At 72.7% G+C, this 26259-nt stretch carries 23 protein-coding genes and 1 tRNA gene; 13 read left to right on the forward strand and 11 right to left on the reverse strand.

The genetic code is table 11. The features are described from left to right. The first annotated feature begins 52 nt into the window (after positions 1-52). Positions 53-1000: a phosphotransferase gene (locus AC0AIB_RS19395; RefSeq protein WP_465097210.1), complete on the forward strand. Its 948-nt coding sequence runs from the start codon at positions 53-55 to the stop codon at positions 998-1000. 66 nt (positions 1001-1066) lie between these two features. Here the strand turns inward: AC0AIB_RS19395 and AC0AIB_RS19400 are convergent, their stop codons facing one another. After that, complete coding sequence (locus tag AC0AIB_RS19400; protein WP_328344093.1) at positions 1067-1858, reverse strand: alpha/beta fold hydrolase; 792 nt, start codon at positions 1856-1858, stop codon at positions 1067-1069. A 62-nt stretch (positions 1859-1920) separates the two neighbouring features. Beyond that, entirely contained in the window at positions 1921-2280 is a 360-nt protein-coding gene (locus tag AC0AIB_RS19405; protein WP_328344091.1) for a nuclear transport factor 2 family protein, read from the reverse strand. Positions 2281-2845: 565 nt separating this feature from the next. Here AC0AIB_RS19405 and AC0AIB_RS19410 point away from each other — a divergent pair. Next, positions 2846-3040, forward strand: a complete 195-nt coding sequence (locus AC0AIB_RS19410; protein WP_465097196.1) for a hypothetical protein — start codon at positions 2846-2848, stop codon at positions 3038-3040. 149 nt (positions 3041-3189) lie between these two features. Here AC0AIB_RS19410 and AC0AIB_RS19415 read toward each other — a convergent pair. The 4 genes from AC0AIB_RS19415 to AC0AIB_RS19430 form a co-directional block, all read right to left on the reverse strand. After that, positions 3190-3261, reverse strand: a tRNA-Val gene (locus tag AC0AIB_RS19415). Positions 3262-3365: 104 nt separating this feature from the next. Next, entirely contained in the window at positions 3366-3833 is a 468-nt protein-coding gene (locus AC0AIB_RS19420; protein ID WP_328344088.1) for a peroxiredoxin, read from the reverse strand. Positions 3834-3927: 94 nt separating this feature from the next. Then, positions 3928-4365 (reverse strand): DUF3052 domain-containing protein, encoded by a 438-nt coding sequence (locus tag AC0AIB_RS19425; RefSeq protein WP_091238156.1) that lies wholly within the window; start codon positions 4363-4365, stop codon positions 3928-3930. Positions 4366-4478: 113 nt separating this feature from the next. Beyond that, complete coding sequence (locus AC0AIB_RS19430; RefSeq protein WP_465097197.1) at positions 4479-7289, reverse strand: thiamine pyrophosphate-dependent enzyme; 2811 nt, start codon at positions 7287-7289, stop codon at positions 4479-4481. 239 nt (positions 7290-7528) lie between these two features. Here AC0AIB_RS19430 and AC0AIB_RS19435 point away from each other — a divergent pair, with 239 nt between their 5' ends. Beyond that, complete coding sequence (locus AC0AIB_RS19435) at positions 7529-9196, forward strand: alkaline phosphatase D family protein (protein ID WP_328344086.1); 1668 nt, start codon at positions 7529-7531, stop codon at positions 9194-9196. Positions 9197-9300: 104 nt separating this feature from the next. Here the strand turns inward: AC0AIB_RS19435 and AC0AIB_RS19440 are convergent, their stop codons facing one another. Beyond that, positions 9301-9705, reverse strand: a complete 405-nt coding sequence (locus tag AC0AIB_RS19440; protein ID WP_328344084.1) for a YjbQ family protein — start codon at positions 9703-9705, stop codon at positions 9301-9303. Between the two features lie 244 nt (positions 9706-9949). Between AC0AIB_RS19440 and aceE the strand changes: the two genes are divergently transcribed. Continuing rightward, positions 9950-12688: a pyruvate dehydrogenase (acetyl-transferring), homodimeric type gene (gene aceE / locus AC0AIB_RS19445; protein WP_328344081.1), complete on the forward strand. Its 2739-nt coding sequence runs from the start codon at positions 9950-9952 to the stop codon at positions 12686-12688. A gap of 699 nt (positions 12689-13387) precedes the next feature. Here the strand turns inward: aceE and AC0AIB_RS19450 are convergent. Next, complete coding sequence (locus AC0AIB_RS19450; RefSeq protein WP_465097198.1) at positions 13388-13834, reverse strand: SRPBCC family protein; 447 nt, start codon at positions 13832-13834, stop codon at positions 13388-13390. Positions 13835-14017: 183 nt separating this feature from the next. On the opposite strand from AC0AIB_RS19450, the gene AC0AIB_RS19455 reads away from it, so the two are divergent. From AC0AIB_RS19455 to gltX, 3 genes are all read left to right on the forward strand, one after another. Further along, positions 14018-15343, forward strand: a complete 1326-nt coding sequence (locus AC0AIB_RS19455) for a GH1 family beta-glucosidase (protein WP_328344077.1) — start codon at positions 14018-14020, stop codon at positions 15341-15343. After that, positions 15340-16617 carry an MFS transporter gene (locus tag AC0AIB_RS19460; RefSeq protein ID WP_328344075.1) on the forward strand — a complete coding sequence of 426 codons (1278 nt, stop codon included), beginning with the start codon at positions 15340-15342 and terminating at the stop codon, positions 16615-16617. The genes AC0AIB_RS19455 and AC0AIB_RS19460 overlap by 4 nt, the downstream gene beginning before the upstream one ends. A gap of 144 nt (positions 16618-16761) precedes the next feature. Beyond that, positions 16762-18171: a glutamate--tRNA ligase gene (gltX, locus tag AC0AIB_RS19465; RefSeq protein ID WP_328344073.1), complete on the forward strand. Its 1410-nt coding sequence runs from the start codon at positions 16762-16764 to the stop codon at positions 18169-18171. A gap of 118 nt (positions 18172-18289) precedes the next feature. Here gltX and AC0AIB_RS19470 read toward each other — a convergent pair whose 3' ends face one another. Continuing rightward, positions 18290-18901 carry a copper resistance CopC family protein gene (locus tag AC0AIB_RS19470; RefSeq protein ID WP_328344071.1) on the reverse strand — a complete coding sequence of 204 codons (612 nt, stop codon included), beginning with the start codon at positions 18899-18901 and terminating at the stop codon, positions 18290-18292. A gap of 223 nt (positions 18902-19124) precedes the next feature. On the opposite strand from AC0AIB_RS19470, the gene AC0AIB_RS19475 reads away from it, so the two are divergent. Continuing rightward, on the forward strand, positions 19125-19784 hold the full coding sequence (locus AC0AIB_RS19475) for a hypothetical protein (RefSeq protein ID WP_328344069.1): 660 nt from the start codon (positions 19125-19127) through the stop codon (positions 19782-19784). Between the two features lie 92 nt (positions 19785-19876). Here the strand turns inward: AC0AIB_RS19475 and AC0AIB_RS19480 are convergent, their stop codons facing one another. Both AC0AIB_RS19480 and AC0AIB_RS19485 read right to left on the reverse strand, forming a co-directional pair. After that, positions 19877-20230, reverse strand: a complete 354-nt coding sequence (locus tag AC0AIB_RS19480; RefSeq protein ID WP_328344068.1) for a hypothetical protein — start codon at positions 20228-20230, stop codon at positions 19877-19879. 104 nt (positions 20231-20334) lie between these two features. Beyond that, on the reverse strand, positions 20335-20874 hold the full coding sequence (locus AC0AIB_RS19485; protein ID WP_465097199.1) for a hypothetical protein: 540 nt from the start codon (positions 20872-20874) through the stop codon (positions 20335-20337). A gap of 36 nt (positions 20875-20910) precedes the next feature. On the opposite strand from AC0AIB_RS19485, the gene AC0AIB_RS19490 reads away from it, so the two are divergent. From AC0AIB_RS19490 to AC0AIB_RS19510, 5 genes are all read left to right on the forward strand, one after another. After that, positions 20911-21354 carry a LuxR C-terminal-related transcriptional regulator gene (locus AC0AIB_RS19490; protein ID WP_442930641.1) on the forward strand — a complete coding sequence of 148 codons (444 nt, stop codon included), beginning with the start codon at positions 20911-20913 and terminating at the stop codon, positions 21352-21354. Positions 21355-21480: 126 nt separating this feature from the next. Beyond that, complete coding sequence (locus AC0AIB_RS19495; RefSeq protein ID WP_328344064.1) at positions 21481-22560, forward strand: cellulose binding domain-containing protein; 1080 nt, start codon at positions 21481-21483, stop codon at positions 22558-22560. 222 nt (positions 22561-22782) lie between these two features. After that, positions 22783-23973, forward strand: coding sequence for a PucR family transcriptional regulator (locus AC0AIB_RS19500; protein ID WP_328348701.1), 1191 nt, complete (start codon positions 22783-22785; stop codon positions 23971-23973). Between the two features lie 134 nt (positions 23974-24107). Beyond that, complete coding sequence (locus tag AC0AIB_RS19505) at positions 24108-25280, forward strand: acyltransferase domain-containing protein (RefSeq protein ID WP_465097200.1); 1173 nt, start codon at positions 24108-24110, stop codon at positions 25278-25280. Further along, positions 25277-26221 carry a beta-ketoacyl-ACP synthase III gene (locus AC0AIB_RS19510; protein ID WP_328344060.1) on the forward strand — a complete coding sequence of 315 codons (945 nt, stop codon included), beginning with the start codon at positions 25277-25279 and terminating at the stop codon, positions 26219-26221. The genes AC0AIB_RS19505 and AC0AIB_RS19510 overlap by 4 nt, the downstream gene beginning before the upstream one ends. Positions 26222-26259: the final 38 nt, after the last annotated feature.

Consider the following 26259-nt stretch of genomic DNA (forward strand, 5'->3'; position numbering starts at 1 on the left):
TTGGGGGGCCGCGCATGGTGGGGGGATGGACGGTGGGGGCGGGGGTGGGGGTATGGGTGGGGGTGGGGGCAGGATTGGCTGGGGGGAGTTGCCCTGGTCCGTCCGGCAGGCGGTGGAGCAGATCATCGGTGACCGGGTGGTCGAGGCGGTCTCCCAACCCGGTGGGTACTCCCCCGGTACCGCAGACCGGGTCAGTACGGCCGGCGGCCGGCGGGCGTTCGTCAAGGCGGTCGGCCCGACACTGAACCCGGACAGCCCCCGGATGCACCGCGCCGAAGCCCGGCACACCGCCGCCCTGCCCCGGACCGCCCCGACGCCCCGGCTGCTCGGTTGCCACGACGACGGCGAGTGGGTGGCGCTGGTCCTCACCGACGTCGACGGCCGGCACCCGCACACGCCCTGGCGAACTGCCGAACTCGACCCGGTACTGCACACGCTCGACACCCTGGCCGCCACGCTCACTCCGAACCCGGTGCCGGACGTACCGACCGCCGCCGAGCGGCTGGCCCACGACTTCGCCGGCTGGCGGCGGATCGCCGCCGACCCACCACCCCGGCTCGACCCGTGGGCAGCCACGCACCTGACCGAACTCTGTGCGGCGGCCGACCGGGGGCTGGCCGCGCTGACCGGGGACACCCTGTGCCATCTCGACGTCCGCGCCGACAACCTGCTGATCGGGCCGGACGGGAGGGTCACCGTGGTGGACTGGCCGTGGGCCTGTCGAGGCCCCGCCTGGCTGGACACCGCGCTGTTGCTGGTCAACGTACGGCTGCACGGCGGGCACGACACCGAGATGCTGCTACGCCGGTCGCCGCGCACCGCCGACGTCGAATCCGCCGTCCTGACCGGCTTCTACGCTGGCCTGGCCGGCTTCTTCACCGACAGCGCCCGCCGCCCGCCGCCGCCCGGCATCCCCACCGTCCGCCCCTTCCAACAGTCCCAGGCCGACGCCCTCCTCCCCTGGCTGGCCCACCGCCTCACCCACCCCGAGACAGCATGATGACCAAGAGGTTCGCGTCATCGGCGGCGGGTCTCGTGACGCAAACCTCTTGATCGCGCGAGAAACCTAGGGGCGGAGTTGGTGGGTGAGGAAGGGGAGGACCAGGTGGGGTAGGAGGGGTGTGGTGGGGACGTCGTGGTGGGTAAGGCCGGGGAGTACTGCCAGGCGGGAGGTGGGGCGGTCGGTGCCGGCTCCGCCCGGGTTCCGGTGGCCGCCGCCGAGCAGCCGGTAGAACTCGGCCATGTGGGTGACCGGGATCGCGTCGGCGTCGGCGAAGACCAGCAGGATCGGCACAGCGAGGGCTGCCACCTCCGGCGACCAGTCGTACTCGCGGCGCAGCAGGGCGCCGGTCTTGGCCCACAGCACCGGCCAGTCCTGCGGCCGGGGAGCGATCCTCACGTAGAGCTGGTGCGGGGGCGTGCCGCGCATCCGCTCGCCGAACTGCTCGTCCTGACCGGCCATAGCCGCCAGCACCTCGGGATACCAGCCCTGCCGCTTGCACGGGGTGGAGACCAGCACCAGACGGTGCACCAGCTCCGGGTGCTGGATCGCGGTACGCAGCGCCACCCCGCCGCCGAGGGAGTAGCCCAGCACCTCCGCCCCGGGCAGGTCGAGGTGTCGCAGCAGCGCGGCGACGTCGTCGGCCATCGACTCGTACCGCAGCGGTCGGTCCACGTCGGCGGTCCGGCCGTGGCCCTGGAGGTCCACCGCGATCACCCGGCGGCGCTGCGCCAACGCCGGCAGGATCGGGGCGAACATCTCCACCGCGCCGTAGCCGCCGTGCAGCAGCACCAGCGGTCGTCCCTCGCCGTGCTCCTCGTACCAGAGCCGCAACCCGTTGACGTCCGCGTAGCTCACGATGATCCTTACTACCTGCGCCGGGCGTCGGGGCCCGGAAGAGCCCCACTGACGGCGCTCTCTCAGACCTCGGGCGGGGTGGGTACGGGTTGCGGCCTGGCGGACAGGCCCCACAGCTCAACGATCCGGTCGCCGTCGACGGTGAGCATCTCCAGCATCGTTGCCGCCGGGCCGTCGATGAAGCCGACCATCTCGGTCCGGGTCGCCACACGTTCGCCGTCCGCGACCAGATCCTTCAGCGTCACCCTCAGGTCGGGATGCTGCGCCCACATCTGCTGCCAGGCCCGCTGCACGCACTCCCAGCCGCTGGCCCGCAACGGATGGCTGTAGAAGGTGCCGGCGAAGATCTCCCCGGCGGCCGGGGCGTCCCGGCGATTGAACGCGTCGTACATCCGCTCTGCCAGCTGGCGTCCCTGGGTCACGAGGCGAGTATGCACCCGTGGGCGCACCGACGCGGACGAGGATGACGGCGGCGAACTCAAGGACCTTCTCCATCGTGACGGTGCTGGTCACGGGTGGCACGACGGGGCGCGGCCGACGCAGGGCGAGGCTCCCCGTATGACAGCAGCCGACCAGGACCTGTGCGGGCCGCTGTCAAGGTGCGACTGGATGGTCCGCCGGACTCGGCGCCCTTCAACGCACCTTCCACCCAGCCTGTCGACACTGGTTCTCACGAGGGGCAACCGGCTCCGCGGCTGGACATGAATGGAGGCTTCACATGCGTTTTCGTCAATCCGCTGTGGTCATCGCGCTCGCTCTGGGTGCGTTGTTCGTGAGCGCGGTGCCAGTGTCGGCGGCCACGCCGTCGAGGACGACGACCGAGTTCGCAGAGAAGAGTCACGCCACCCGTGACGACGGGGTCGAGTTGATCGATCTCGGCAATGGCGTGACGATGCTACGCGGCGTGGATTCACGGGCGGAACTGGCCGCCTCCTGCCCATCGGGCAAGTTCTGCGGCTACGACAACGCCGCCGGATACGGCAAGGCGTGGGGTTGCGGCCGCGCCGGGATCCCCGGCGACTGGTGGGGGCCGGCTGGTGGATCAACAACCTGCCCGGCACCAACGACCGGGGCAAGATGGCCCTCAGTAGTGGGGGCTCCTACACCACGCCGCACTCGCCCTCACAGGACCTGACCGCAGACTGGTACCCCGTCTACGAACTGCTGTTGTGTGTCGCCTGACCGGTTCTTCCAGGGCGAGGCGACGGCTCCTACGGTGAGGTAGACACCATTCAGTGATCGTTCCCGCCGCGCATCACGCGGCCGGTCCTGCGGGACGGGAGCGGGCCGCCGGTCATCCGGCGGCCCGTTTCGGGTGCTGGTGGTGCGGGTGGGCGCGGCAGGTTTCGAACCTGCGACCCCTCGCTTGTAAGGCGAGTGCTCTCCCACTGAGCTACGCGCCCGGAACGCCCGTACGAGCGGGCCGGTGGCTGGCAAGCTTACCTGCCGGCCGCCGGCCCGTCGCAACGGTGTACCCGGTGTGAAACCGATGTGCCCGGTCGACCGGTCAGGCGGCGACCGTGTCGGCGAGGGCCTTGCGCCAACCCTGCTGGTCGCGCGCCTCACCCGGCATGTTCATCTCGGCGAACCGGACGACGCCGGCCTTGTCGATGACGAAGGTGCCCCGGTTGGCGATGCCGGCGACGTCGTTGAAGACGCCGTACGCCTGGGCGACCGCCCCGTGCGGCCAGAAGTCGGCAAGCAGCGGGAACTGGTAGCCCTCCTTGTCGGCCCAGATCTTGTGGGCGTACACCGAGTCGACGCTGACGGTGAGCACCTGCACGTCGTCGTTGACGTACTCGTTGAGGTTGTCCCGTACCTCGCACAGCTCACCCTGGCAGATGCCGGTGAAGGCGAGCGGGTAGAAGACCAGCAGCACGGTGCGGTCGCCCCGGTAGTCCGAGAGCCGTACCTCCTGGTTGTTCTGGTCCTTCAGCAGGAAGTCGGGCGCCTCGGCGCCAACCTCGATCGGCATGCGAACTCCTTGGGTCGGGTCGGGTCTGGGGTGGGTCCAGCCTGCCACACCCGTGGGCGGCGCCCCGGGTGCGGGATTCCCATTCGGGTGGGGCCTACTTGCGGCCCTTGGACCCGCGACGCAGCACGAGCCGGGCGGCGCTCCAGTCCAGGCCGGCGTTGAGGGTCGAGGTCTGCTGGAGGCCGGCGGTCTGCGCCGACTCGGCGACCTCACTCGGCTCGACGTGCCCGTCCCGCCCGGCCTTCGGCGTCAACAGCCACACGACTCCCGCGTCGGCCAGCGGGCCGAGGGCGTCGACGAGGAGCTCGAAGAGGTCACCGTCGCCGTCGCGGTACCAGACGAGCACCGCGTCGACCACCTCGTCGGTGTCCTCGTCGACCAGTTCTCCACAGCGGTCGGTCAGGGCGTCCCGGAGATCCTGGTCGACGTCCTCGTCGTACCCCATCTCCATGACGACCATCCCCGGTTCGATCCCGAACCGGTCCGCCAGGAGACGTACCCCGTCGGCGGCCTGACCAGCGGTCGCGCTCACTGTCGCGTGCCTCCTCATCTCGTCCCTGCCCGGCGGCGTCGCGGCGACGCCGTCAGGCAGAGTCCACACAGTTGTGGTCCGTCGCGCAAGTGGCGCACCGGGTGGAACGGAATTTACCGTGCCAGCAGCGTACGGGCACCCTGGGTAATGGCATCCTCGGAGACCAGCACCTGACGGGCAGCCGGACCTAATGGTACAAACGAGTCAACTGCCGCCACCCGCCGCGCCGCACCCACATATCCGGCATCGACGAGCGCCGCGAGGATCCCCTCACCGACCCCGCCGGAACGCCGCGTCTCGTCCACCACCAGCACCCGACCGGTCGCCGACGCCTCCCGGATCAGGTCCGCCACCGGCAGTGGCGCCAGCCAGCGCAGGTCGACCACCCGACTGCCGATGCCCTCGTCGGCCAGGGTCGACGCCGCCCGCAGCGACATGCGTACCCCGTTACCGAAAGTGACGATGGTGAGGTCCTCGGCCGAGCCGACGCCGTACACCCGGGCCCGGCCGATCGGCGCGTGACCGGCAGCCCAGGCGGCCGGCTCGGCGTACGCCCCCAGCCACTCACCGTCCCCCGGCTCGTACAGGTCCCGGGTGTGGTAGAGCGCGATCGGCTCCAGGAACACCGAGACCGTGCCGTCCGCCACCGCGGCGGCCAGGCAGGTCCGCAGCAGCGGCGCGGCGTCGTCCGGCCGCGCCGGCACCGCGACCACCAGACCCGGCACATCCCGCAGTACGGCCACCGAGTTGTCGTTGTGGAAGTGCCCGCCGGCCCCCTCCTGGTAGGCCAGCCCCGGTACCCGCACCACCATCGGATTGCGGAACGCCCCCTGGGAGAAGAACTGCATGGTGGCCGCCTCGCCCCGCAACTGGTCCTCGGCGTTGTGCAGGTACGCCAGATACTGGATCTCCGGCACCGGCAGCATCCCGGCCAGCCCGGCACCCAGCCCCAGCCCCAGCACCGACGTCTCGTCGAGCAGGGTGTCGAAGACCCGGGCCGCGCCGAACCGCTCCCGCAGCCCCTTGGTCACCCCGTACACCCCGCCCTTGGCGGCGACGTCGGCACCGAAGACGGCCAGCTGCGGATGGCTGAGCATCCCGTCGGCGAGCGCGGCGTTGATGCTCTGCGCCAGGGTCAGCGGGCCGGCCAGCTCCGGAGGCTTGCCGCCGAACGCCTCGACCCGGCCGGCCGCGTCCGGCCCGGCGGCCCGCTGGGCCGCCTGGGCCACCGTCGCGGCGACCCGCGACGGCCGGCGGGGCGACAGCGGGGCCACCACCTCGGCCGGGGCGGCCAGCTTCGGCTCGTCGAGCACCTCCTCGGCGGTACGGCGTACCTGCCAGCCCCGCTCGTCGTACCGGGCCAGCAGCTCCTCCCCGGTGGCCACCCCGGCCTCGACGAGCAGCCGGGCGGTGGCCAGCACCGGGTCACGTGCCTCGTCGGCGGCGATCTCGGCGGTGCTGCGGTACGCCCGCTCGACGTCCCCACCGGCGTGTCCCAGTAACCGCACCGTACGTAGGTGCAGCACCGCCGGGCGACGGTGCCGGCGTACCCAGCCGGCGGCCTCGACGGCCACCGCGTGCACGGCCACCGGGTCGGCGCCGTCGGCGGTGAAGTAGCGCACCCCGGGCCGGGACCGCAGCATCCGCTCCACCCAGCCGTCGGGCGACCGGACGCTGAGGCCCAGGCCGTTGTCCTCGCAGACGAAGAGCACCGGGATCCGCAGGCCGGTGTGGTCGTACCAGCCGGCGGTGTTGAACGCGGCGGTGGCACTGGCATGGTTGACCGAGGCGTCGCCGAACGAGCACACCACGATGGCGTCCCGAGGCCACGGCGAACGTGGCGGACCGGCCGGGTCGTCGCGCCGGCCGGCGGTGTCGATCCGGCGCAGCCGCTCCACGGCCAGTCCCAGCCCGACCGCCCGGGGCAGGTGCGAGGCGACGGTGGAGGTGGTCGGCACCACCGCCAGATCGGCCCGGCCGAAGACCTTGGACCGGCCACCGGCCAACGGCTCCCGGGCCGAGGCGACCATGCCACGCAGCACGTCCCGGGCCGCCTCGGCGTACGCCTCCTGCCACCCGTCCACACCCGGTCCCGACCCGTCGGCCGGTGCGGGAGACACGCCCGCCACGGTCTGCGGGCTCCCGGAACCGGCGAACACCGGGCCGGAGTGGGCAGGATCGCCGTCCGGGCCGGTGTCCGCGCCGGCGGGCAGCGCGCCGGAGCCGGCGGGGTCGCCGTCCGGGCCGGTGTCCGCGCCGGAGCCGGCGGGGTCGTCGTCCGGGCCGGTGTCCGCGCCGGAGCCGGCGGGGTCGTCGTCCGGGCCGGTGTCAGCGGTGGCGGGCAACGCGCCGGAGCCGGCAGGGCCGGCAGCGGTGGACAGCGCGACGGTGGGCTGGTGGCGGGGCACCGGTTCGGTGGTGCCGTCGATGGCCACCCGGAAGGCGACCGGTTCCGCCGGGGAGGGTCGTACCGCGACGGCGTCGAGGGTGTCCGTCGTGCCCGCCGGGTCGGTGCCGTCGTCGGCGGTGGCATCCTCCCGGCCGTCGTCCGGCAACGGGCCGGTGGAACCGTCCCCGCCCGGGAAGCCACCTGCCGCCTGGGCGGCGCGCAGGCAGTAGAAGGCGCCGGAGCGGTAGTGCAACAGGGCCGGGTCGGTCGGTCGCAGCGCGGCGGCCACCGCCGCGTTGGCCTCGTGTCCGGCCGAGCCGACGGTGTGGAAACCCTCGTCGAAGCTGCGCAGCCAGCGGCCGGCCAGGTCGAGCTGGCGGCTGGTCACCTGCGCGTCGAAGAGGGCCAGCAGCTGTCGTCCGGTCAGCGTGGCGTCGGGCCGTACCGGTTGCGCCGGGTCATGCCGCCGCTCGGGCTCGGGCAACGCGCCCAGGGTCTCCCGGAACCGGTCGTCGAGATCTTGCGGGGTGGTCACGCGATCAGCATTACCGACGAAGGCCACGCTCGCCCACTCAGACACGACCCGACCCGGGGTGACCCGGCCCCCACACACCGGCACGGGCAGCCCGGACCAAGCCCCGAAGCCGGTGCGCCCGCTCCCCGCAGGCCGCTGTTCGGCTAGCGGAGACGAGGGCGGTCTCCATCCGTCACCTGACGGTCACCCCGGGTCGCGACGCTGCCGGAGTCAGGAACGAACCGACCTGGGAGGTTCCCGTGGCGCTGTCCCGACGTACCGTCCTGCTCTCCGGTGCGGCCCTCGGCGCGGCCGGCGCGACCGCCGGTCTGCCGACGCCGGCCGACGCCGCCGGCGGGCGTCCGACCCGGCCGGTGGGCACCGCCAGCCACCGGCCGCTGATCTGGCCGTTCACCCTGGGGGTGGCCTCCGGCGACCCCGACCACCAGGGAGTGGTGCTGTGGACCCGGCTGGCCCCGCAACCGCTGGCCGGGGACGGGTTGGGCGGCATGCCCGACCGGGCCGTCGAGGTGCAGTGGGAGGTGGCCGCCGACGAGCTGTTCCGGCACGTCGTACAGCGGGGTACGGAGACCGCCCGGCCCACCTCGGCGCACAGCGTGCACGTCGAGTTGACCGGGTTGCTGCCGGGACGGGAGTACTTCTACCGGTTCCGGGCCGAGGGGCACCTTTCCCCGACCGCGCGCACCCGCACCGCCCCCGACCCGGCGTCCCTGCCCACCGCACTGGCCCTGGGCTTCGTCTCCTGCTCCCACTACGAGCAGGGGTACTTCACCGCGTACCGACGGCTGGCCGAGAGCGCGCCGGAGCTGATCCTGCACCTCGGCGACTACCAGTACGAGTACGCCCGGGAGTACGGCCCGGACCGGCCGCGCGGGCACGAGGGGCCGGAGACCCGGACGCTTGCCAACTACCGGCAACGGCACGCCCAGTACAAGACCGACCCGGACCTGCAGGCGGCGCACGCGGTGGCCCCCTGGGCGGTGGTCTTCGACGACCACGAGGTGGAGAACAACTGGGCCGGCGCGGTGCCGGAGGAGCCGGACCCGAACTTCCTGGCCCGGCGGGCCGCCGCCTTCCAGGCGTACCACGAGAACATGCCGTTGCGGCGGGCCTCGGTGCCGCGCGGTCCGGACATCGCGCTGTACCGGCGGTTGCGCTGGGGTCGGCTCGCCACCTTCCACCTGCTCGACACCCGGCAGTTCCGTGACGACCAGGCCTGTGGGGACGGCTACCGGGACTGCCCGGCGGCGGCCGACGCGAACCGCACCATCACCGGGACGGCGCAGGAGGCATGGCTGCTGGACGGGTTCCGCCGCTCCGACACCCGCTGGGACCTGCTCGCCCAGCAGGTGTTCTTCGCCGCCCGGGACCGCGACCCCGGGCCGACCCGGCTGACCAGCATGGACGCCTGGGACGGCTACCTGGCCTCCCGGGACCGGATCACCCGGGGCTGGGTGAACGCCGGGGTGCGCAACCCGGTGGTGCTGACCGGGGACGTGCACGCGCACTGGGCGGCCGACCTGAAGCTGGACTACACCGACCCGGCCGCCCGGACGGTCGGCACCGAGCTGGTCTGTTCCTCGGTCACCTCGGGCGGGGACGGGTTCGACTCGGCCAGCGGCTCGCACCCCTGGCTGCGCACCAACCCGCACCTGCGGTTCCAGAACGACCTGCGCGGCTTCGTCCGGACCACGATCACCCCGGCCCAGCTCACGGCGGACTTCATGGTGCTGCCGTACGTGAGCCGGGCGGGTGCCCCGGCCTACGCGCGGGCGTCGTTCGTGGTCGAGGACCGGGTGCCCGGCCTGCACCAGACGTACGACCGCCCACCGACCACGGCCCGCACGCTGCCGCCGCAGGTCGACCGGGACCGGTACACGGTCGAGACGGAGACCGGGCTGCGCTGAGCTTCCCGGCCGGCCCGACCCGGAAGCTGGTCGGGGCACCGGGGAGGCGGCCCGGTCGGGTCAGCCGGCAAGGCCGGTCGGGTCAGCCGGCAAGGCCGGTCGGGTCAGCCGGCAAGGAAGGAGAAGCGGACCTGGCGGGTCGGGTTGTCGCCGTTGGGGTCCACCAGGCAGACCGACTGCCAGGTGCCGAGCTGGAGCCGGCCGTCGAGCACCGGCAGCGTCGCGTACGGCGGGACGAAGGCGGGCAGCACGTGGTCGCGGCCATGCCCCGGTGAGCCGTGCCGGTGCCGCCAGCGGTCGTCGGTCGGCAGCAGGTCGTCGAGCGCCCGCAGCAGGTCGTCGTCGGAGCCGGCGCCGGTCTCGATGATCGCCACCCCGGCGGTGGCGTGCGGCACGAAGACGTGCAGGAGGCCGTCGCCCTGCCCGGAGACGAACCGCTCGGCCTCGGCCGTGATGTCCGCGACGGTGGGCCGGGAACCGGTCCGGACGGTGATCACCTCACTACGCATGGGGCGCATTCTGCCGCACCGGTCCCGGTACCGCCCGTCATCCCGGACGACCGGGACGGCCGGGACGACCGGGACGACCGGTCCCGTCGGCGGCACCGGCCCGCCCGGCGGGCCGAACGCGTAAAGTTACCGGCGGGTACCTGTGTTCAGCGTCGCGTCTGGGGGAGCTAGACGTGACGACGGGTGCCACCAGAGGGCAGGATGGCGCTAGAGACCTATCCCACACACAACCGAGGGAACGCCTGTGGCTACGGAACGCAAGCGCCCGGTGATCACCGCTGGTCTGCCGAGCCAGCTTCCGGACATCGACCCCGAAGAAACCAGCGAGTGGGTCGAGTCGCTCGACGGTGTCATCGACGAGCGCGGAACCAAACGCGCCCGGTACGTCATGCTGCGCCTGCTGGAGCGGGCCCGCGAGCGGCAGGTCGGGGTGCCGTCCCTGACCACCACCGACTACATCAACACCATCACCCCGGAGCAGGAACCATGGTTCCCGGGTGACGAGCACATCGAGCGGCGGATCCGGGCGTACGTCCGGTGGAACGCGGCGATGCTGGTGCACCGGGCGCAGCGGCCGGAGATCGGCGTCGGTGGGCACATCTCCACCTTCGCCAGCTCCGCCTCCCTCTACGAGGTGGGCTTCAACCACTTCTTCCGGGGCAAGAACCACCCGGGCGGCGGCGACCACATCTTCTACCAGGGACACGCCTCCCCCGGCATGTACGGGCGGGCGTTCCTGGAGGGTCGACTCTCGGAGGACCAGCTCGACGGGTTCCGGCAGGAACTGTCCCACCCGGGCGGCGGGCTGCCGTCGTACCCGCACCCGAGGCTGATGCCGGACTTCTGGGAGTTCCCCACCGTCTCCATGGGGCTGGGGCCGCTGAACGCGATCTACCAGGCCCGGTTCAACCGATACCTCCAGCACCGGGGCATCAAGGACACCTCCCAGCAGCACGTCTGGGCGTTCCTCGGCGACGGCGAGATGGACGAGGTGGAGTCGCTCGGGGCGATCGGCGTGGCCGCCCGCGAGGAGCTGGACAACCTCACCTTCGTGATCAACTGCAACCTCCAGCGGCTGGACGGGCCGGTCCGCGGCAACGGCAAGGTGATGCAGGAGCTGGAGGCGTTCTTCCGGGGTGCCGGGTGGAACGTCATCAAGGTGGTCTGGGGCCGGGAGTGGGACCCGCTGCTCGCCGCGGACACCGACGGCGCGCTGGTCAACCTGATGAACACCACCCCCGACGGTGACTACCAGACCTACAAGGCGGAGTCCGGGGCGTACGTCCGGGAGCACTTCTTCGGCCGCGACCAGCGGACCCGCAAGATGGTCGAGCACCTGTCCGACGACGAGATCTGGAACCTCAAGCGGGGCGGGCACGACTACCGCAAGCTCTACGCGGCCTACAAGGCGGCCACCGAGCACACCGGGCAGCCGACGGTGATCCTGGCCAAGACCATCAAGGGCTGGACGCTGGGCTCGCACTTCGAGGGCCGCAACGCCACGCACCAGATGAAGAAGCTGACGCTGGACGACCTCAAGCTGTTCCGCGACCGGCTCTACCTGGACATCCCCGACAAGGCGCTGGAGGACAACCCCTACCTGCCGCCGTACTACACCCCGGGTGAGTCCTCGGACGAGATGGCGTACCTGCGGGAGCGGCGCGAGCAGCTCGGCGGCTACCTGCCGTCCCGGCGGACCAGCCACAAGAAGCTGACCATCCCGGGGCCGGAGCGGTTCGCCGACGTCAAGCGCGGTTCGGGCAAGCAGAAGGTGGCCACCACGATGGCCTTCGTCCGCCTGCTCAAGGACATCATGAAGGACAAGGAGTTCGGCAAGCGCTGGGTGCCGATCATCCCGGACGAGGCGCGCACCTTCGGCCTGGACTCGATCTTCCCGACCGCGAAGATCTACTCGCCGCACGGTCAGCGGTACACCTCGGTCGACCGGGATCTGTTCCTGTCCTACAAGGAGTCGACCACCGGGCAGATCCTGCACGAGGGGATCAACGAGGCCGGCTCGGTCGCCTCGTTCACCGCCGCCGGCACCTCGTACGCCACCCACGACGAGCCGATGATCCCGATGTACATCTTCTACTCGATGTTCGGGTTCCAGCGCACCGGTGACGGCTTCTGGGCGGCGGCCGACCAGATGGCCCGGGGCTTCGTCCTCGGCGCCACCGCCGGTCGTACCACGCTCAACGGTGAGGGCCTCCAGCACGAGGACGGCCACTCGCTGCTGATCGCCGCCACCAACCCGGCGGTGGTCGCCTACGACGCGGCGTTCGGGTTCGAGCTGGCGCACATCGTGGAGCGCGGCCTGCACCGGATGTACGGCGAGGACCAGGAGAACGTCTTCTACTACCTCACCGTCTACAACGAGCCGATCCACCAGCCGGTCGAGCCGTCCGAGCTGGACGTCGAGGGGCTGCTCAAGGGCATCTACCGGTACGCGGCTGCCCCGAAGATCGACGGCCCGAAGGCGAACATCCTGGCCTCCGGCACCGGCATGCAGTGGGCGCTCAAGGCCCAGCAGCTGCTCGCCCAGGACTGGGGGGTGGCGGCCGACGTCTGGTCGGTGACCTCCTGGTCGGAGCTGCGCCGCGACGCGGTGGTCTGCGAGGAGTACAACCTGCTCCACCCGGGCGAGGAGCAGCGGGTGCCGTACATCCAGCAGAAGCTCGCCGACGCGGACGGGCCGAAGGTCGCGGTCAGCGACTGGATGCGCGCGGTGCCGGACCTGATCGCCCGCTGGGTACCGGGCGACTACACCTCGCTCGGCACCGACGGCTTCGGCATGTCGGACACCCGGCACGCGCTGCGCCGGCACTTCCACGTCGACGCCGAGTCGGTGGCGGTCGCGACGCTGCGCCAGCTCGCCCTGCGGGGCACGGTGCCGGCCACCGTCCCGGCCGAGGCGGCCAAGAAGTACGCCATCGACGACGTCAACGCCGCCCCGGTCGGCGAGACCGGCGGCGACAGCTAGTTCCGGCAACGACTCGTCCCCGAGCACGACCCACCTGCGAGCACGACGAAGGGCCCGGCGTTTTCGCGCCGGGCCCTTCGTCGTCTCCTCCACCCGCCTCGCCTCCACCTCCACCTGCCCCACCGCGCCTCGCCCGCCCTTCCCCTTCCGCGTGCGGACCGCTGAACCGCAAGGTCGTGCTCGAACATGGTTGTAGTGGCCTCGGAGTCGGGGGATGTCACTACAACAAGGTCAACACCGTTGCGTTAGGTGGAACGGCTGTTCGTCAACCAGCGCTGCCTCGCCGATCATGGAGTTGTGGTGGGTAACAGAACACCCGTAGAACCCCCAAAGTCGGCACCACAACTCCATGATCGCCAAGCGGGCCGCCCACCCCGCTCCCCGATCGGGCACTTCCTGTCCCGGGTTGACCAGCCGCCCACGGCGTTAACGCAACGGTGTTGACAACAAGGTTCCAGCACGACCTTGACCGTGAGCACGCCGCGAGACGGGTGGGGAGCAGCACAGCACAGGAGCGAGGTGGGCAGGGCGCGCGGACAGGGCACGCAGGCAAAGGCGCGCGGGCAATGTGCCGGAGTGGGCAGAGCTGCCGGAGTGGGAGGGGGCGGGTGACAGTGTGGCGGTGGTCCGGCGTCCCTGGCGGGGAGGTCGGACCACCGCCGGTTCGGGTGGTGTCGGGTGGTGTGCAGAGGTGTCGGGTCAGCCGACGGCGGCCAGGTCGGTGAGGCGGGCCAGCGAGTCCTCCAGGTCGGCACCGACCCGTCGGAGCCCGAGGCGCAGCAGGGCACCCTTCACCGGGCCGGCCGGCCAACGGACCACGATCAGCCGGACGATCGTGCCGCCCTCCTCCTCGTCGGCGGTGAGCTGCACGTAGATCTCGGTGCGCGCCTCCGCGCGGGCACCGGCCCCCTTGGCGCGTTCCCGCCAGCCGATCAGGGTGGGCTCCTGGTAGGCGATCACCTCGGCCTCGTGCGCCGAGCCGCGCCCGGCCTGGACGAGTTGTCGGCGGCCGAAGCCCTCTCCGGAGAGCACCTCGGCTGCCCGGACCCCGGCCAGCCAGGCGGGCAACTGTTCGGCCCGCTGGACGACTTCCCAGACCGCTTCCACCGGTGCCGTCACGTGCGCACTGCGTTCGACGAGGATCATTCTTTTCTTCCCCCACTGAGGACATCCGCGATATTCCGCACTCTATGCGCCAAATCGGACTTACCGGGACGTGTTCGGAAAAAGACACGCCGAGAGCCCTTGCGCCCGCATTGCTTCGCACCTATAGCGCTCGCGGACTTCGCGCCCTAGAGTGCGAGCACGTTTCGCGTTCTGGGAGGGTGGATGACGACCGCACCGATCCCCGGTTTCCCCGCCGGCTTCCGTTGGGGGGTGTCCACCTCCGCGTACCAGATCGAGGGGGGCGCCGACGCCGACGGCCGGGGACCCTCCATCTGGGACACCTTCGCCCACACGCCCGGCCGGATCATCGACGGGAGCACCGGCGACGTGGCCTGCGACCACTACCACCGGCACCGGGAGGACGTCGCGCTGCTGGCCGGGCTCGGGGTCTCGGCCTACCGGTTCTCGATCGCCTGGCCCCGGGTGCGACCCGGCGGGACCGGCCCGGTCAACGCCGCCGGCCTGGACTTCTACGACCGGCTCGTCGACGACCTGCTGGCCGCCGGCATCGACCCGGTGGCCACCCTGTTCCACTGGGACCTGCCGCAACCCCTGGAGGACGCCGGCGGCTGGCTCAACCGGGACACCGCCGGCCACTTCGCCGAGTACGCCGACCTGACCGCCGCCCGCCTCGGCGACCGGGTGAAGCTCTGGATCACCCTCAACGAGCCGTTCATCCACCTGAGCCTCGGCCACGGCACCGGGGAACACGCCCCCGGCCGGACCCTGCTCTTCGACTCCTTCCCGGCCGCCCACCACCAACTGCTCGGGCACGGGCTGGCGGTCGCCGCGCTGCGCGCCCACAGCACCGCGCCGGTGGCCATCGCCAACAACTACTCGCCGGTGGTCCGGCACGGCGACACCGACGCCGACCATGCCGCCGCGGCGGCGTACGACGCGCTGCACAACCACCTGTTCACCGATCCGCTGCTGGGCCGGGGCTACCCGGACGGCTTCGACCCGGGCGTGGTGCGCGACGGCGACCTGGCGGTGATCGCCGCCCCGCTCGACGTGCTCGGGGTCAACTACTACAACCCGACCGGGGTACGCGCCCCCGAGGAGGGCTCGCCGCTGCCCTTCGCGCTGGTCCCGTTGGAGGATTACCCGCGTACCGCGTTCGACTGGCCGGTGGTCCCGGACGGGCTGCGCGACCTGCTCGTCGGCCTGCGCGACCGGTACGGCGACGCGCTGCCGCCGATCCAGATCACCGAGGGCGGCTGCGCCTGGGACGACGTCCCGGACGCCGACGGCCGGGTGCACGACCCGGACCGGATCGCCTACCTCGACGGGCACCTGCGCGCCGTCCGGGCGGCGATCGACGAGGGCGTCGACGTGACCGGATACTTCGTCTGGTCGCTGCTCGACAACTGGGAGTGGGCGGAGGGCTTCACCAAGCGCTTCGGTCTGGTGCACGTCGACTTCGCCACCCAGACCCGTACGCCCAAGTCCTCGTACGCCTGGTACCGCACCCAGGTCGGCCGGGGGTGACCACCGTCGACCCGACGCCGGCCTCGCTACCGGCGGCGCTCGCCGACCCGGTCGTCCCGGTCCGGCGGAGCTGGATCGCGTTGGTCTTCGCGGCCAACCTCGGCGTGTGGATGGCCTTCTTCACCCCGATCCAGGTGCTGCTGCCGCAGCAGGTGGAGCGGATCGCGCCGGACCACAAGGAGGCGATGCTGGCGGTCGTCACCGGGCTGGGCGCGCTGGCGGCGGTGCTGGCCAACCCACTCGCCGGGGCGTTGTCGGACCGTACCTGCCTGCGCGTCGGCGGGCGGGAGTTCGGCCGCCGGCACGTCTGGACCGCCGGCGGCGCGGTGCTCGGCGCGCTGGCGCTGGTGCTGCTGGCCCGGCAGCAGACCATCGCCGGGGTGGCGCTGGGCTGGGTGGCCGCCCAGGTCTGCTTCAACGCGATGCTGGCCAGCCTCACCGCCGGCATCCCCGACCGGGTGCCGGTGGTCCAGCGCGGCGGCGTCTCGGGCTGGGTGGGCATCCCGCAGGCGCTCGGCCTGGTGCTCGGCGCGGTGCTGGTCACCGCCCTGGTCAGCGGCACCGTCCCCGGCTACACGGCGATGGCGCTCGCGGTGCTGCTGCTGTCGCTGCCGTTCGCCTTCCTCACCCCCGACGACCCGCTGCCCCGGGCACACCGTGCGCCGCTGCGGCTGCGCACGCTGGTCGCGTCGATGTGGATCGACCCGCGCCGGCACCCGGATTTCGCCTGGGCCTGGATCACCCGGTTCCTGGTCCAGATCGGCAATGCCCTGGGCACCCTCTACCTGCTGTACTTCCTCACCGACGGGGTGCGTTACCCCGATCCCGAGGGTGGCCTGCTGGTGCTGATCCTGCTCTACACCCTCGGCATGATGCTGACCGCCGTGGTCGCCGGGGTGCTGTCCGACCGGTCCGGCCGGCGCAAGGTCTACGTGATCGTCTCCGGGGTGGTGATGGCGGTGGCCGCGCTGCTGCTGGCGGTCGCGCCGACCTGGTCGATGGCGCTGGTCGCCGCGGTGCTGCTCGGCGCCGGCTACGGCGTCTACCTGTCGGTGGACGCGGCGCTGATCACGGAGGTGCTGCCACGCGCCACCGACCGGGCCAAGGACCTCGGCGTGATCAACATCGCCAACTCCGCACCCCAGGTGCTCGGCCCGGCGCTCTCCGCCCCGATCGTGGTCCACCTGGGCGGCTACCCGACCCTGTACGCGGTGACCGCCGTGGTGACCCTGCTCGGCAGCGCCCTGGTGCTCAAGATCCGCGGGGTCCGCTGAGTACCGGTCCGGTGGCGGGCCGGGGCCGCCGGCACCGGGCCGGGCGCGTGGCAGCGGCGGGCCGGCCCGCTGCCGGCGCGCGCCCGGCACCGGCGTCCTGCCCCCTGGCGAAACCGGGTCGCGCCCGGCCGTAGGCTGGACGACGTGACGGTACGCGTGCGATTCGCCCCCTCCCCGACCGGTATGTTCCATGTCGGCGGTGCCCGCTCGGCGCTGCAGAACTGGATCTACGCCAAGCAGCAGGGCGGGGTGTTCGTGCTGCGCGTCGAGGACACCGACGCCGCCCGCAACAAGCCCGAGTGGACCGAGGGCATCCTGTCCGCGCTGGACTGGATCGGCATCGCCCGGGGCAGCTACGAGGGCCCCTACTTCCAGTCGGCGTACGCCGGTGAGCACCGGGCCGCCGCCCAGCGGCTACACGACGCCGGTCGGGCCTACTACTGCGACTGCACCCGGGATGCCGTGCAGGCCCGTACCGGCTCGCAGTACCAGGGCTACGACGGCTTCTGCCGGGACCGGGGGCTGGCCGCGGGCGAGGGGCGGGCGCTGCGCTTCCGCACCCCCGACGAGGGTACGACCGTGGTGGTCGACCTGATCCGGGGCGAGCCGACCTTCGAGAACAAGCTGATCGAGGACTTCGTCATCGCCCGGGGCGACGGCTCCCCGGTGTTCCTGCTGGCCAACGTCGTGGACGACATGACGATGGGGATCACCCACGTGATCCGGGCCGAGGAGCACCTGCCCAACACCCCGAAGCAGCAGCTGCTCTGGGACGCGCTGGGCGTCAAGCCGCCGATCTGGGCGCACGTCCCGGTCGTGGTCAACGAGAAGCGGCAGAAGCTCTCCAAGCGGCGCGACAAGGTGGCCCTGGAGGCGTACCGGGACGAGGGTTATCTCGCCGCCGCGATGCGCAACTACCTGATGCTGCTCGGCTGGGCGCCCTCGGGCGACCGGGAGATCGTGCCCTGGTCGGTGATCGAGGACGAGTTCCGGTTGGCCGAGGTCAACCCCTCCCCCGCCTTCTTCGACGAGAAGAAGCTGCGCGCGTTCAACGGCGAGTACATCCGCGCCCTGCCGGTCGACGAGTTCGTGGCCGCCTGCCAGCCCTGGCTGACCGGCACCGACACCATCGCGCCGCCGCCGTGGCAGCCTGCGGAGTTCGACGCGGACGCGTTCGCTGCGGTGGCCCCGCTGGCGCAGACCCGGATCGCGGTGCTCAGCGAGATCGTGCCGAACGTCGACTTCCTCTTCGTCGCCGATCCGCTGATCGACGAGGCGGCCTGGGCGAAGGCGATGAAGGAGGGGGCCGCCGACCTGCTCGACGCGGCGATCGCCGGCTACGCGGCCCTCGACTCCTGGGACGCGGAGTCGCTGAAGTCGACGCTGGAGGCGGTCGGCGCGGAGCGAGGCCTGAAGCTGGGTAAGGCGCAGGCTCCGGTCCGGGTGGCGGTCACCGGCCGCACCGTCGGGCTGCCGCTGTTCGAGTCGCTGGAGGTGCTCGGCCGGGAGCGCACCCTCACCCGGCTGCGCGCCGCCCGGCTCCGGCTGGTCTGACGGACATCGCGGCCGGCCGGCGTCGAGGACGCGGTCGACCAGTGCTCCCTGGCCAGGCCCGCCGGTGACCGGCAGGCCGACGTCGACGAGACGGTGAACCGGGTCCGGCGTACCCGGGTCAGGGGCGGGCGGCGCGGCGGCGGAGAAACAGGCCTGCGGCGAGCGCGGCGAGCAGCGCCAGGCCGGCACCGACCGCCCAGAGCCAACCCCGGCCGGCGTCGTCGGTGCCGGCGGTCGCGACCGGGGCGGCCGACGAGGACGCCGGTGCCGGGCTGCTGCTCTCCGTCGGCGTCGGGGCGGTGCTGGCCGACGGGGTGGCCGACGGCGACGGGGGCGTGGCGGCGGTGCCGGTGGTGAGGGTGAACCGCACCTCCCCCTTGATCGGATGCCCGTCGCTGGAGGGGAGTCGGTACTCGACGATGTAGAGGCCGGCCGCACCGGGGGCGAAGGGCACACTGACCCGGCTGCCGGAGAAGGTCGGCGCGCCGCCGGAGGCCGGGACGTTGTCCGGTCCGACCACTGTGATCTTCGTCCTGTCCGGATCGAGCTTGGCCAGGAAGCGCAGCTCGACCTTGGCCGGCGCGGTGGCGATCCGCGCACCGTTCACCGGGTTGCTGCCGGTCAGCGAGTTGTGCGCGTACGCCGGTGTCGGTGCCAGCAGCGCCGCTGCGAGCACCACGCCGACGAGCACCGACACCGCCCGCGCCACCTGTGGGATCCTGCCCCCCATGATGCCCTCCGCAAAGGTACGATCCGCCCACTGATCGCGCGGATGTCTTTTGGTCGTTCCGGGATCGCAGATAGTTCCACATATTGTTCCCAGAGCTGCGTCCGCGCGATGTTCCATGGAGTCTATGAGGTGGGGCCGGCGCTGCCCGGTCGACCACCGACGTCGACCGACCCGCACGTGACCCGCAGCACAGCCATCCATCGAACGGGGCGAGGAGGCGGCGATGGTCGAAAGGGTGAGGCGACTGCTCGCAGTGGTCGCCATGGTGGCGGTGGTGGTGGTGACCACCGGTCCGGCGGCGCAGGCGGTCGGGACGCACCGGGCCGCGCCGAAGACGCCCCCCGCCGGGGTGGACATCACCGGCGTCGGGCTGACCGAGCCGTTGCGACTGCGGACGGACACCGCACCGACCCATGTGGTCGCGGTCATCGACCAGGTCAGCTGGTTCGGCCGTACCGGCGAGGCGAAGGGGCCCAAGCCGGCCGACCTCGGTCCGAAGTACACGATCGTGGTGCTCGCCGGGGACGCGCCGAAGCAGACGTACGACCTCTATCCGCTGGCCAAGGGTGGCCCCCGGGCCTACCGACCGGCCAAGCAGCCCGACCTGCGCAAGACCATCGCCGGTTGGTTCCTCGGCCGCCTCACCATGTCCGAGACGCTGCGGGCCGCCGGGGTGCCGCTGGAGCCGCAGCTCGACACGGTCACCGGTGGCGTCGGTGGCGGCGAGCGGGTACTCCCGGAGGACGCCCTGAACCCGGGCCGGGACATCGACGGCGCGATCGACGAACTTCAGCGGCTGCTACTGCTCAACGTCGGCGTGATGCTGATGATCACCGTCGGCCTGGCAGGCATCGCCCTGCTGGTCCGCCGCCGCACCCGCTGACCTCAGCGCCGTCCACTGCCGCACCCGCCGCTGAGGTCAGCGCCGTCGACCGCCGCCTCGGTCGGGCCGCCAGCCGGCGCGGCGGCGGGTGGTCAGCACCAGCGGTGTGGCGGGCGTTGGAGGCGCTGTGGACGCCGACCGGGGCGTACCGGGCCGTGCCGGTGGGCACCGGCCCAACCGGCCAGGTTGCTGCGGCAGGCCCGGGTCGGCGCGTCCGACGGCCCGACCGGGCCGGGCTCCACCGCTGCCGGCCGGGACGCCGCACCGTCGGCTGTCTCGGCGCTGCGCTGTCGGGGCGGTACCGGATCGTCGTCGACCCGCTCGACCCGACAGACCTGGTCCGTCGACGACCGGCGGTGCGGTCGCGCCGAGCCCGGCTGGTCGTGCTGACCCGGCCGGCAGGGCTCGCCCTGGGCGCAGCCGTGCTCGGCCTCCCCGTGCGCCATCCCGGTCTCCTCACCCTCGCGTCGCGCGCCGGGACGGCACCCCGGCGCGGCAGTGCCACCGTACTGGCCGACACCGACACGCCGTGCAGCGCGTACCCCCGGTGTCAGGACTTCGGGCGGCGCGGGAAGATCGTCTCCCAGACCGGGAACGCGACCAGCCAGATCAGCAGCCCCACGGTGAGGTTGCGGATCCAGTCCGACAGCTCCCGGGTGCGCTCGGTGTCGCCCACCACGACGATCGCGGCGGCCAGCAGCGCGCACGCGACGGCCCAACCGAGCAGGGCCTTGCCCCACTCCCGCCACTCGTACCGGGTCCGTGCCCAGCCGTACCGGGGCGGCCTGACCGGCGGCGGCCCACCCGCGAAGCGGTACGCGAACCGCTGGTCCGCCCAGCGGATCAGCGAGTGCCCGAACGCCACCGAGAAGCCGAGGTAGACGGCGGCCAACCCGTGGGTGGCGTCCGCGGTGGTCCCCCGGCGCAGGTCCACCGCCGCCGCGCCCAGCAGCACCAGGTCGACCAGCGGGACACAGACCAGCAACGCCGCGCCCAGCCGGGGCCGCCGCAGCGGGTACCGGGCGACCAGCCCCGCGGCGAGCAGCACCCAGAATCCGATCTCACATCCGACGATGACCGCCAGCACCATGCCTACCTCCCCGTTCCGCTCCAGCGTGCCGCCGACGTGCTGGTGCTGACCACCTTCGACCTGGACGAGTACGTCTTCGGCGCGCTGCGCGCCGGGGCGGCCGGCTTCCTGCTCAAGGACACCGACGCGCCCGGACTGGTGGCGGCGGTGCGGACGGTGGCCCGGGGCGAGGGGGTGATCGCCCCGACCCTGACCCGGCGGTTGATCTCGGCGTTCGCGGCGACCGCGCCGGGTGCCACCGGGGCGGACCGGGCGGCCGTGGCGGCGTTGACCCCCCGCGAGCGGGACGTGTTGGCCTGCCTGGGCGTCGGCCTGTCCAACCAGCAGATCGCCGACCGGCTGGCGGTGGCGGAGAGCACCGCCAAGACCCACGTGAGCCGGATCCTGGCGAAGTTGGCACTGCGCAGCCGGGTGCAGGCGGCGATCCTGGCCCAGGAAATGGCGCTGCCCGTGTCACCGCCAGAAGACGGGCATTCATAGAGATTCGTCTATTGACTACCGGTCCGGGCGGCCATAGCCTGCTGCTCAGCAGCGTGTCTTACCGGCCGGCACCTTGGCGTCCGACGCCGTGGCCGGCCGGAGATCCGCCGGATCGGAGGAATGGTCATGATCGCGTCCAGACGGTCCGTCCTGACGGCGAGCGCCATCGTCGTCGGCACCACCATCGTCGCCCTCGGCATGACCACGGTCGCCGGCGGCACACCGGCCACCGCCACCACGGCGGGCGGGTGCACCGCCACCGTCCGGGTCGACTCCCGCTGGGGCAGTGGGGCCAGCGGCGGCCAGATCCTCACCTTCACCGTCGCCAACACCTCGTCGTCGACCGCCCACCGGTGGACGGTCACCTGGCCGCTCGTCGACGGTCAACGGGTCGTGTCGTCCTGGAACACCTCGATCGGCGCGGATGGCGGCACCGCGACCGCGACCAACGCGCCGTACAACGGGGTGCTGGCCTCGGGCGCGTCGACCACCTTCGGCGTCCAGCTCGCCGGCCCCACCGCGACGCCCACGCCGAGCTGCACCAACGACGCCGCCCCGCCGACCACCGTCAGCCCACCGAGTGGAGCCGACGTCACCGTCCGGGAGGCCGACAACCAGCGCACGGTCACCCTGTTCGTCGGGCAGACGCTGGGGGTGGCCCTGGCCGCCGACTACCTGCCTCCCACGGTCACCGGGCCTGCGCTCTCCCCCGTCTCGACAAGCGGCGGTTATCCGACCGGGCAGCCGCTGGCGGCGACCTTCCGCGCGGTGACGCCGGGCACCGCCGACCTGACCACCCGAACCGACCACGCCTGCCGGCACACCACCCCGCCGTGCGCCCTGCCCAGCCTGATGTGGACGGTGCACGTCGCCGTCATCGAGCTGCCGTCGACCGGCACCGGGCAGACCGTCGTGGTCACCGCCCCCGACAACCAGCGCGACCTCACGCTGCGCGTCGGTGACACCCTCGTGGTGAGCCTGGCCAGCAACTACCTGCCGCCGACCGTCACCCCCGCCGGTGTCGTGGTGGCACGGGAGGTGACCGGCGGTTACCCGACCGACCAGCCGCTCGTCGCCCGCTACCTGGCCACCGCCCCGGGGCAGGTCGACGTCGCCACCATCACCGACAACGCCTGCCGGCACGCACCCACACCGTGCCCCTCCCCCCAGGTGCGCTGGGTCGTCCACGTCACCGTCACCGCCTGAACCACCGCCGGACGACGCCCGTGACCCGGCCGACGCCCCGCCGCCGGCGACCCGGCCGACGCCGGGGGCCGACCGGGGGCCCACCCCGTGCTGACCACCCCCGGCGTGCGTCCCGCCGCCCGCGCGACCCGGTGACCCGGACCGGTTCACGGGTGGACCGGAGCCCGCGTCGAGGCCCTGCTCAGGGCATGTCAGGCTGGTGTGGTGAACGAACCGGGTGGGATGGAACTGACGGCCACCCTGCGCCGGATCGAACGGGCGGCGGGGGCGCTGGCCACGGCCAGCGTGGTCCGGATGGACGAGAGCCTGCCCTGGTTCCGTGAGCTGCCGGCCGACCAGCGTTCCTGGGTGATGCTGGTGGCGCAGGCCGGCGCCCGGTCCCTGGTCGAGTGGCTGGGCTCCGGCGGCGGCACCACGGACAGCACCCAGGAGGTTTCCGACGAGGTGTTCGCCACCGCGCCGCTGGCCCTGGCCCGGTCGATCAGCCTCCAGCAGACGGTGGCGCTGATCAAGGTGACCATCGACGTGGTCGAGGAGCAGGTGTCGCACCTGGCCGCGCCGGGCGAGGAGCAGCAGCTGCGCGAGGCGGTGCTGCGCTTCTCCCGGGAGATCGCCTTCGCCGCCGCCCGGGTCTACGCCCGCGCCGCCGAGTCGCGGGGTTCCTGGGACGCCCGGTTGCAGGCGCTGCTCGTCGACGCCCTGCTTCGCGGCGACTCCCCCGACGTGCTGGCCAGCCGGGCCGCCGCGCTGGGCTGGGCGGACGCGCCGCCGGTGGCGGTGGCGGTGGGCCGGTCCCCCGGCGGGGAGGTGGCCGCCGTGCTGCACACCGTCTACCGGCACGCCCGCCGGATCGGGGTGGAGGTGATCGGTGGCGTGCACGGCGACCGGCTGGTCATCGTGCTCGGTGGCGCGGCCGACCCGATGGCCGCCACCGAGAAGCTGCTGCCCGCGTTCGGCGAGGGTCCGGTGGTGGTCGGTCCCGCCGTACCCAGTCTGGACGAGGCGACGGACTCGGCGCGGGCGGCGCTGGCCGGCTACCGGGCGGCGCCGGCCTGGCCGACCGCGCCCCGGCCGGTGCCCGCCGCCGACCTGCTGCCCGAGCGGGCCCTCGCCGGGGACGCCGAGGCCCGCCGCCGGCTGCGCCACGACGTGTACGCCACCCTGGTACGCGCCGGCGGCGAACTGCTGGAGACGCTCGACGCCTTCTTCGCCGCCGGCGGGACGCTGGAGAGCGCGGCGCGGGCGCTCTTCGTCCACCCGAATACGGTGCGTTACCGGCTGCGCCGGATCGCCGAGGTGACCGGCTTCTCCCCGCTGACTCCCCGCGACGCGTTCGCGCTCCAGGTGGCACTCACGGTGGGTCGGCTCGACCCGATCGTCCCGGCCGGCGTACCCGGGCCGACCCAGCGATGACGCCGGGTGACCGATGGTCAGGCCCGATAGGCGACGATCACCGCCGATATTTGTAGGAAACCTCCAAGAGTTCTAGTGCGGTTTGGTGTCAGCCCGCACAGCGCTACCCCGAGGTATCGGGAAGAGTCATAGACGTGCTCGCCGTCCTCTCTCCCGGCCAGGGTTCCCAGAAGCCCGGCTTCCTGACGCCCTGGCTCGACCTGCGCGGGGTCGAGTCACGGCTGCGCTGGTGGTCGGTGCCGGCCGGGGTCGACCTGGTCCGGCTCGGCACCGAGGCGGATGCCGACGAGATCCGGGACACCGCCCGCACCCAGCCGCTGCTGGTGGCCTCGGCCCTGCTGGCTGCCGAGCAGTTGCCACTGCACGACGTGAACCTGGTCGCCGGGCACAGCGTCGGCGAGCTGGCCGCCGCCGCGCTGGCCGGGGTGTTCTCCGCCGAGACCGCGATCACCCTCGCCGGAATACGCGGCCGGGAGATGGCCGCCGCCTGCGCCCTGGAGCCGACCGGGATGGCCGCCGTGCTCGGCGGGGACCCGGACGAGGTGCTCGCCACCCTGACCACCCACGGCCTGCACCCGGCCAACCGCAACGGCGGCGGTCAGGTGGTCGCCGCCGGGGCGCTCGACGCGCTGGACAAGCTCGCCGCCGAACCCCCGGCGAAGGCCCGGATCGTCCGGCTCAAGGTCGCCGGGGCGTTCCACACCCCGTACATGGCCCCCGCCGAGCAGGCGCTTGCCGCCGTCGCCGCCGGGATCACCCCGTCGACTCCGGCCCGGATCCTGCTCTCCGACCTCGACGGCGTCGCCGTCCCGCACGGCCGGGAAGTGGTCCACCGGCTGGTCCGGCAGGTCACCGCGCCGGTGCGCTGGGACCTGTGCATGCGTGCGCTCGCCGACCTGGGGGTCACCGGCGTGCTCGAACTTCCCCCGGCCGGCACCCTGGCCGGGCTGGTCAAGCGGGAGCTCAAGGCCACCGGAGCGCCGGAGATCGTCACCCTGAACACCCCAGACGACCTGCCCGCCGCCCGGGACCTGATCGCCCGGCACAGCGGCCCGCCCGGTCACCGGCCGACGCCGGCCCGGTCCCGGGTGGTCGTCGCCCCCGCCGTCGGCCCGTTCACCCCGGCGGAGGGCCTCGCCGAGGGTGCCCACCTGAGCACCGGACAGGTGCTCGGGCAGGTGACCACCCGGCAGGGGCCGGTCGAGGTGGCCGCGCACGACAGCGGCCCGCTCACCGAATGGCTCGCCCACCACGCCGACCCGGTCGCGCCGGGCCAACCCATCGCCCGCATCGGAGGCCACGCATGAGCGGCAGTCGGATCGTCGCCCTCGGGCACTACCAGCCGTCCCGGGTGGTGACCAACAACGACATCGCCCAGTTCGTCGACACCAACGACGAGTGGATCAGAGACCGGGTGGGCATCGCCAGCCGGCGGATCGCCGACGGCGAGACCGTCGCCGACATGGCCACCGCCGCCGCCGACAAGGCGCTTGCCAACTCGGGCCTCACCGCCGCCGACATCGACCTGGTGGTGGTCGCCACCTGTACCTCGATCGACCGCAGCCCGAACGTGGCCTGCCGGGTCGCCGCCAAGCTGGGCATCACCGCCCCCGGCGCGTTCGACCTGAACACCGCCTGCTCCGGTTTCGCCTACGCCCTGGGCACCGTCGACCACGCCATCCGTGCCGGCGCGTCGCGTAACGCGCTCGTCATCGGTGCCGAGAAGCTCTCCGACTTCACCGACTGGACCGACCGCTCGACCTGCATCATCTTCGCCGACGGTGCCGGCGCGGCGGTGGTCACCGCCACCGCCGACGACGAGCCTGCCGGGATCGGGCCGGTGGTGTGGGGCTCCGCGCCGGACAAGAGCGACGCGGTACGCATCGAGGGCTGGCGGCCGTACATCGCGCAGGAGGGCCAGTCGGTGTTCCGCTGGGCCACCACCGCGCTGGCCCCGCTCGCCCTCCAGGCCTGCGAGAAGGCCGGCGTCGACCCGTCGGAGCTGGCTGCCTTCGTGCCGCACCAGGCCAACTCGCGGATCATCGACGGCATCGCCAAGCGGCTGAACATCCCGCAGGCGATCATCGCCAAGGACATCGTCGAATCCGGCAACACCTCGGCGGCGAGCGTGCCGCTGGCCCTGTCCAAGCTGGTCGAGCGGCGGGAGGTGCCCTCGGGTGCCCCGGTGCTGCTGTTCGGCTTCGGCGGTGGGCTGACCTACGCAGGTCAGGTAGTCCGCTGCCCCTGAAGACCCGCCGCGGTCGGCGACCGCGGCGCACCGCCATC

Source organism: Micromonospora sp. DSM 43699 (genome assembly GCF_055517075.1).

Coding starts and splice junctions, on each gene's coding strand:
- AC0AIB_RS19450 (WP_465097198.1), bottom strand. CDS start 13,834: ATGATCCTCGTCGAACGCAGTGCGCACGTGACGGCACCGGTGGAAGCG.
- AC0AIB_RS19495 (WP_328344064.1), top strand. CDS start 21,481: ATGATCGCGTCCAGACGGTCCGTCCTGACGGCGAGCGCCATCGTCGTC.
- AC0AIB_RS19480 (WP_328344068.1), bottom strand. CDS start 20,230: ATGGCGCACGGGGAGGCCGAGCACGGCTGCGCCCAGGGCGAGCCCTGC.
- AC0AIB_RS19510 (WP_328344060.1), top strand. CDS start 25,277: ATGAGCGGCAGTCGGATCGTCGCCCTCGGGCACTACCAGCCGTCCCGG.
- AC0AIB_RS19395 (WP_465097210.1), top strand. CDS start 53: ATGGGTGGGGGTGGGGGCAGGATTGGCTGGGGGGAGTTGCCCTGGTCC.
- AC0AIB_RS19500 (WP_328348701.1), top strand. CDS start 22,783: ATGGAACTGACGGCCACCCTGCGCCGGATCGAACGGGCGGCGGGGGCG.
- AC0AIB_RS19420 (WP_328344088.1), bottom strand. CDS start 3,833: ATGCCGATCGAGGTTGGCGCCGAGGCGCCCGACTTCCTGCTGAAGGAC.
- AC0AIB_RS19470 (WP_328344071.1), bottom strand. CDS start 18,901: ATGGGGGGCAGGATCCCACAGGTGGCGCGGGCGGTGTCGGTGCTCGTC.
- AC0AIB_RS19475 (WP_328344069.1), top strand. CDS start 19,125: ATGGTCGAAAGGGTGAGGCGACTGCTCGCAGTGGTCGCCATGGTGGCG.
- AC0AIB_RS19440 (WP_328344084.1), bottom strand. CDS start 9,705: ATGCGTAGTGAGGTGATCACCGTCCGGACCGGTTCCCGGCCCACCGTC.
- AC0AIB_RS19485 (WP_465097199.1), bottom strand. CDS start 20,874: ATGGTGCTGGCGGTCATCGTCGGATGTGAGATCGGATTCTGGGTGCTG.
- AC0AIB_RS19455 (WP_328344077.1), top strand. CDS start 14,018: ATGACGACCGCACCGATCCCCGGTTTCCCCGCCGGCTTCCGTTGGGGG.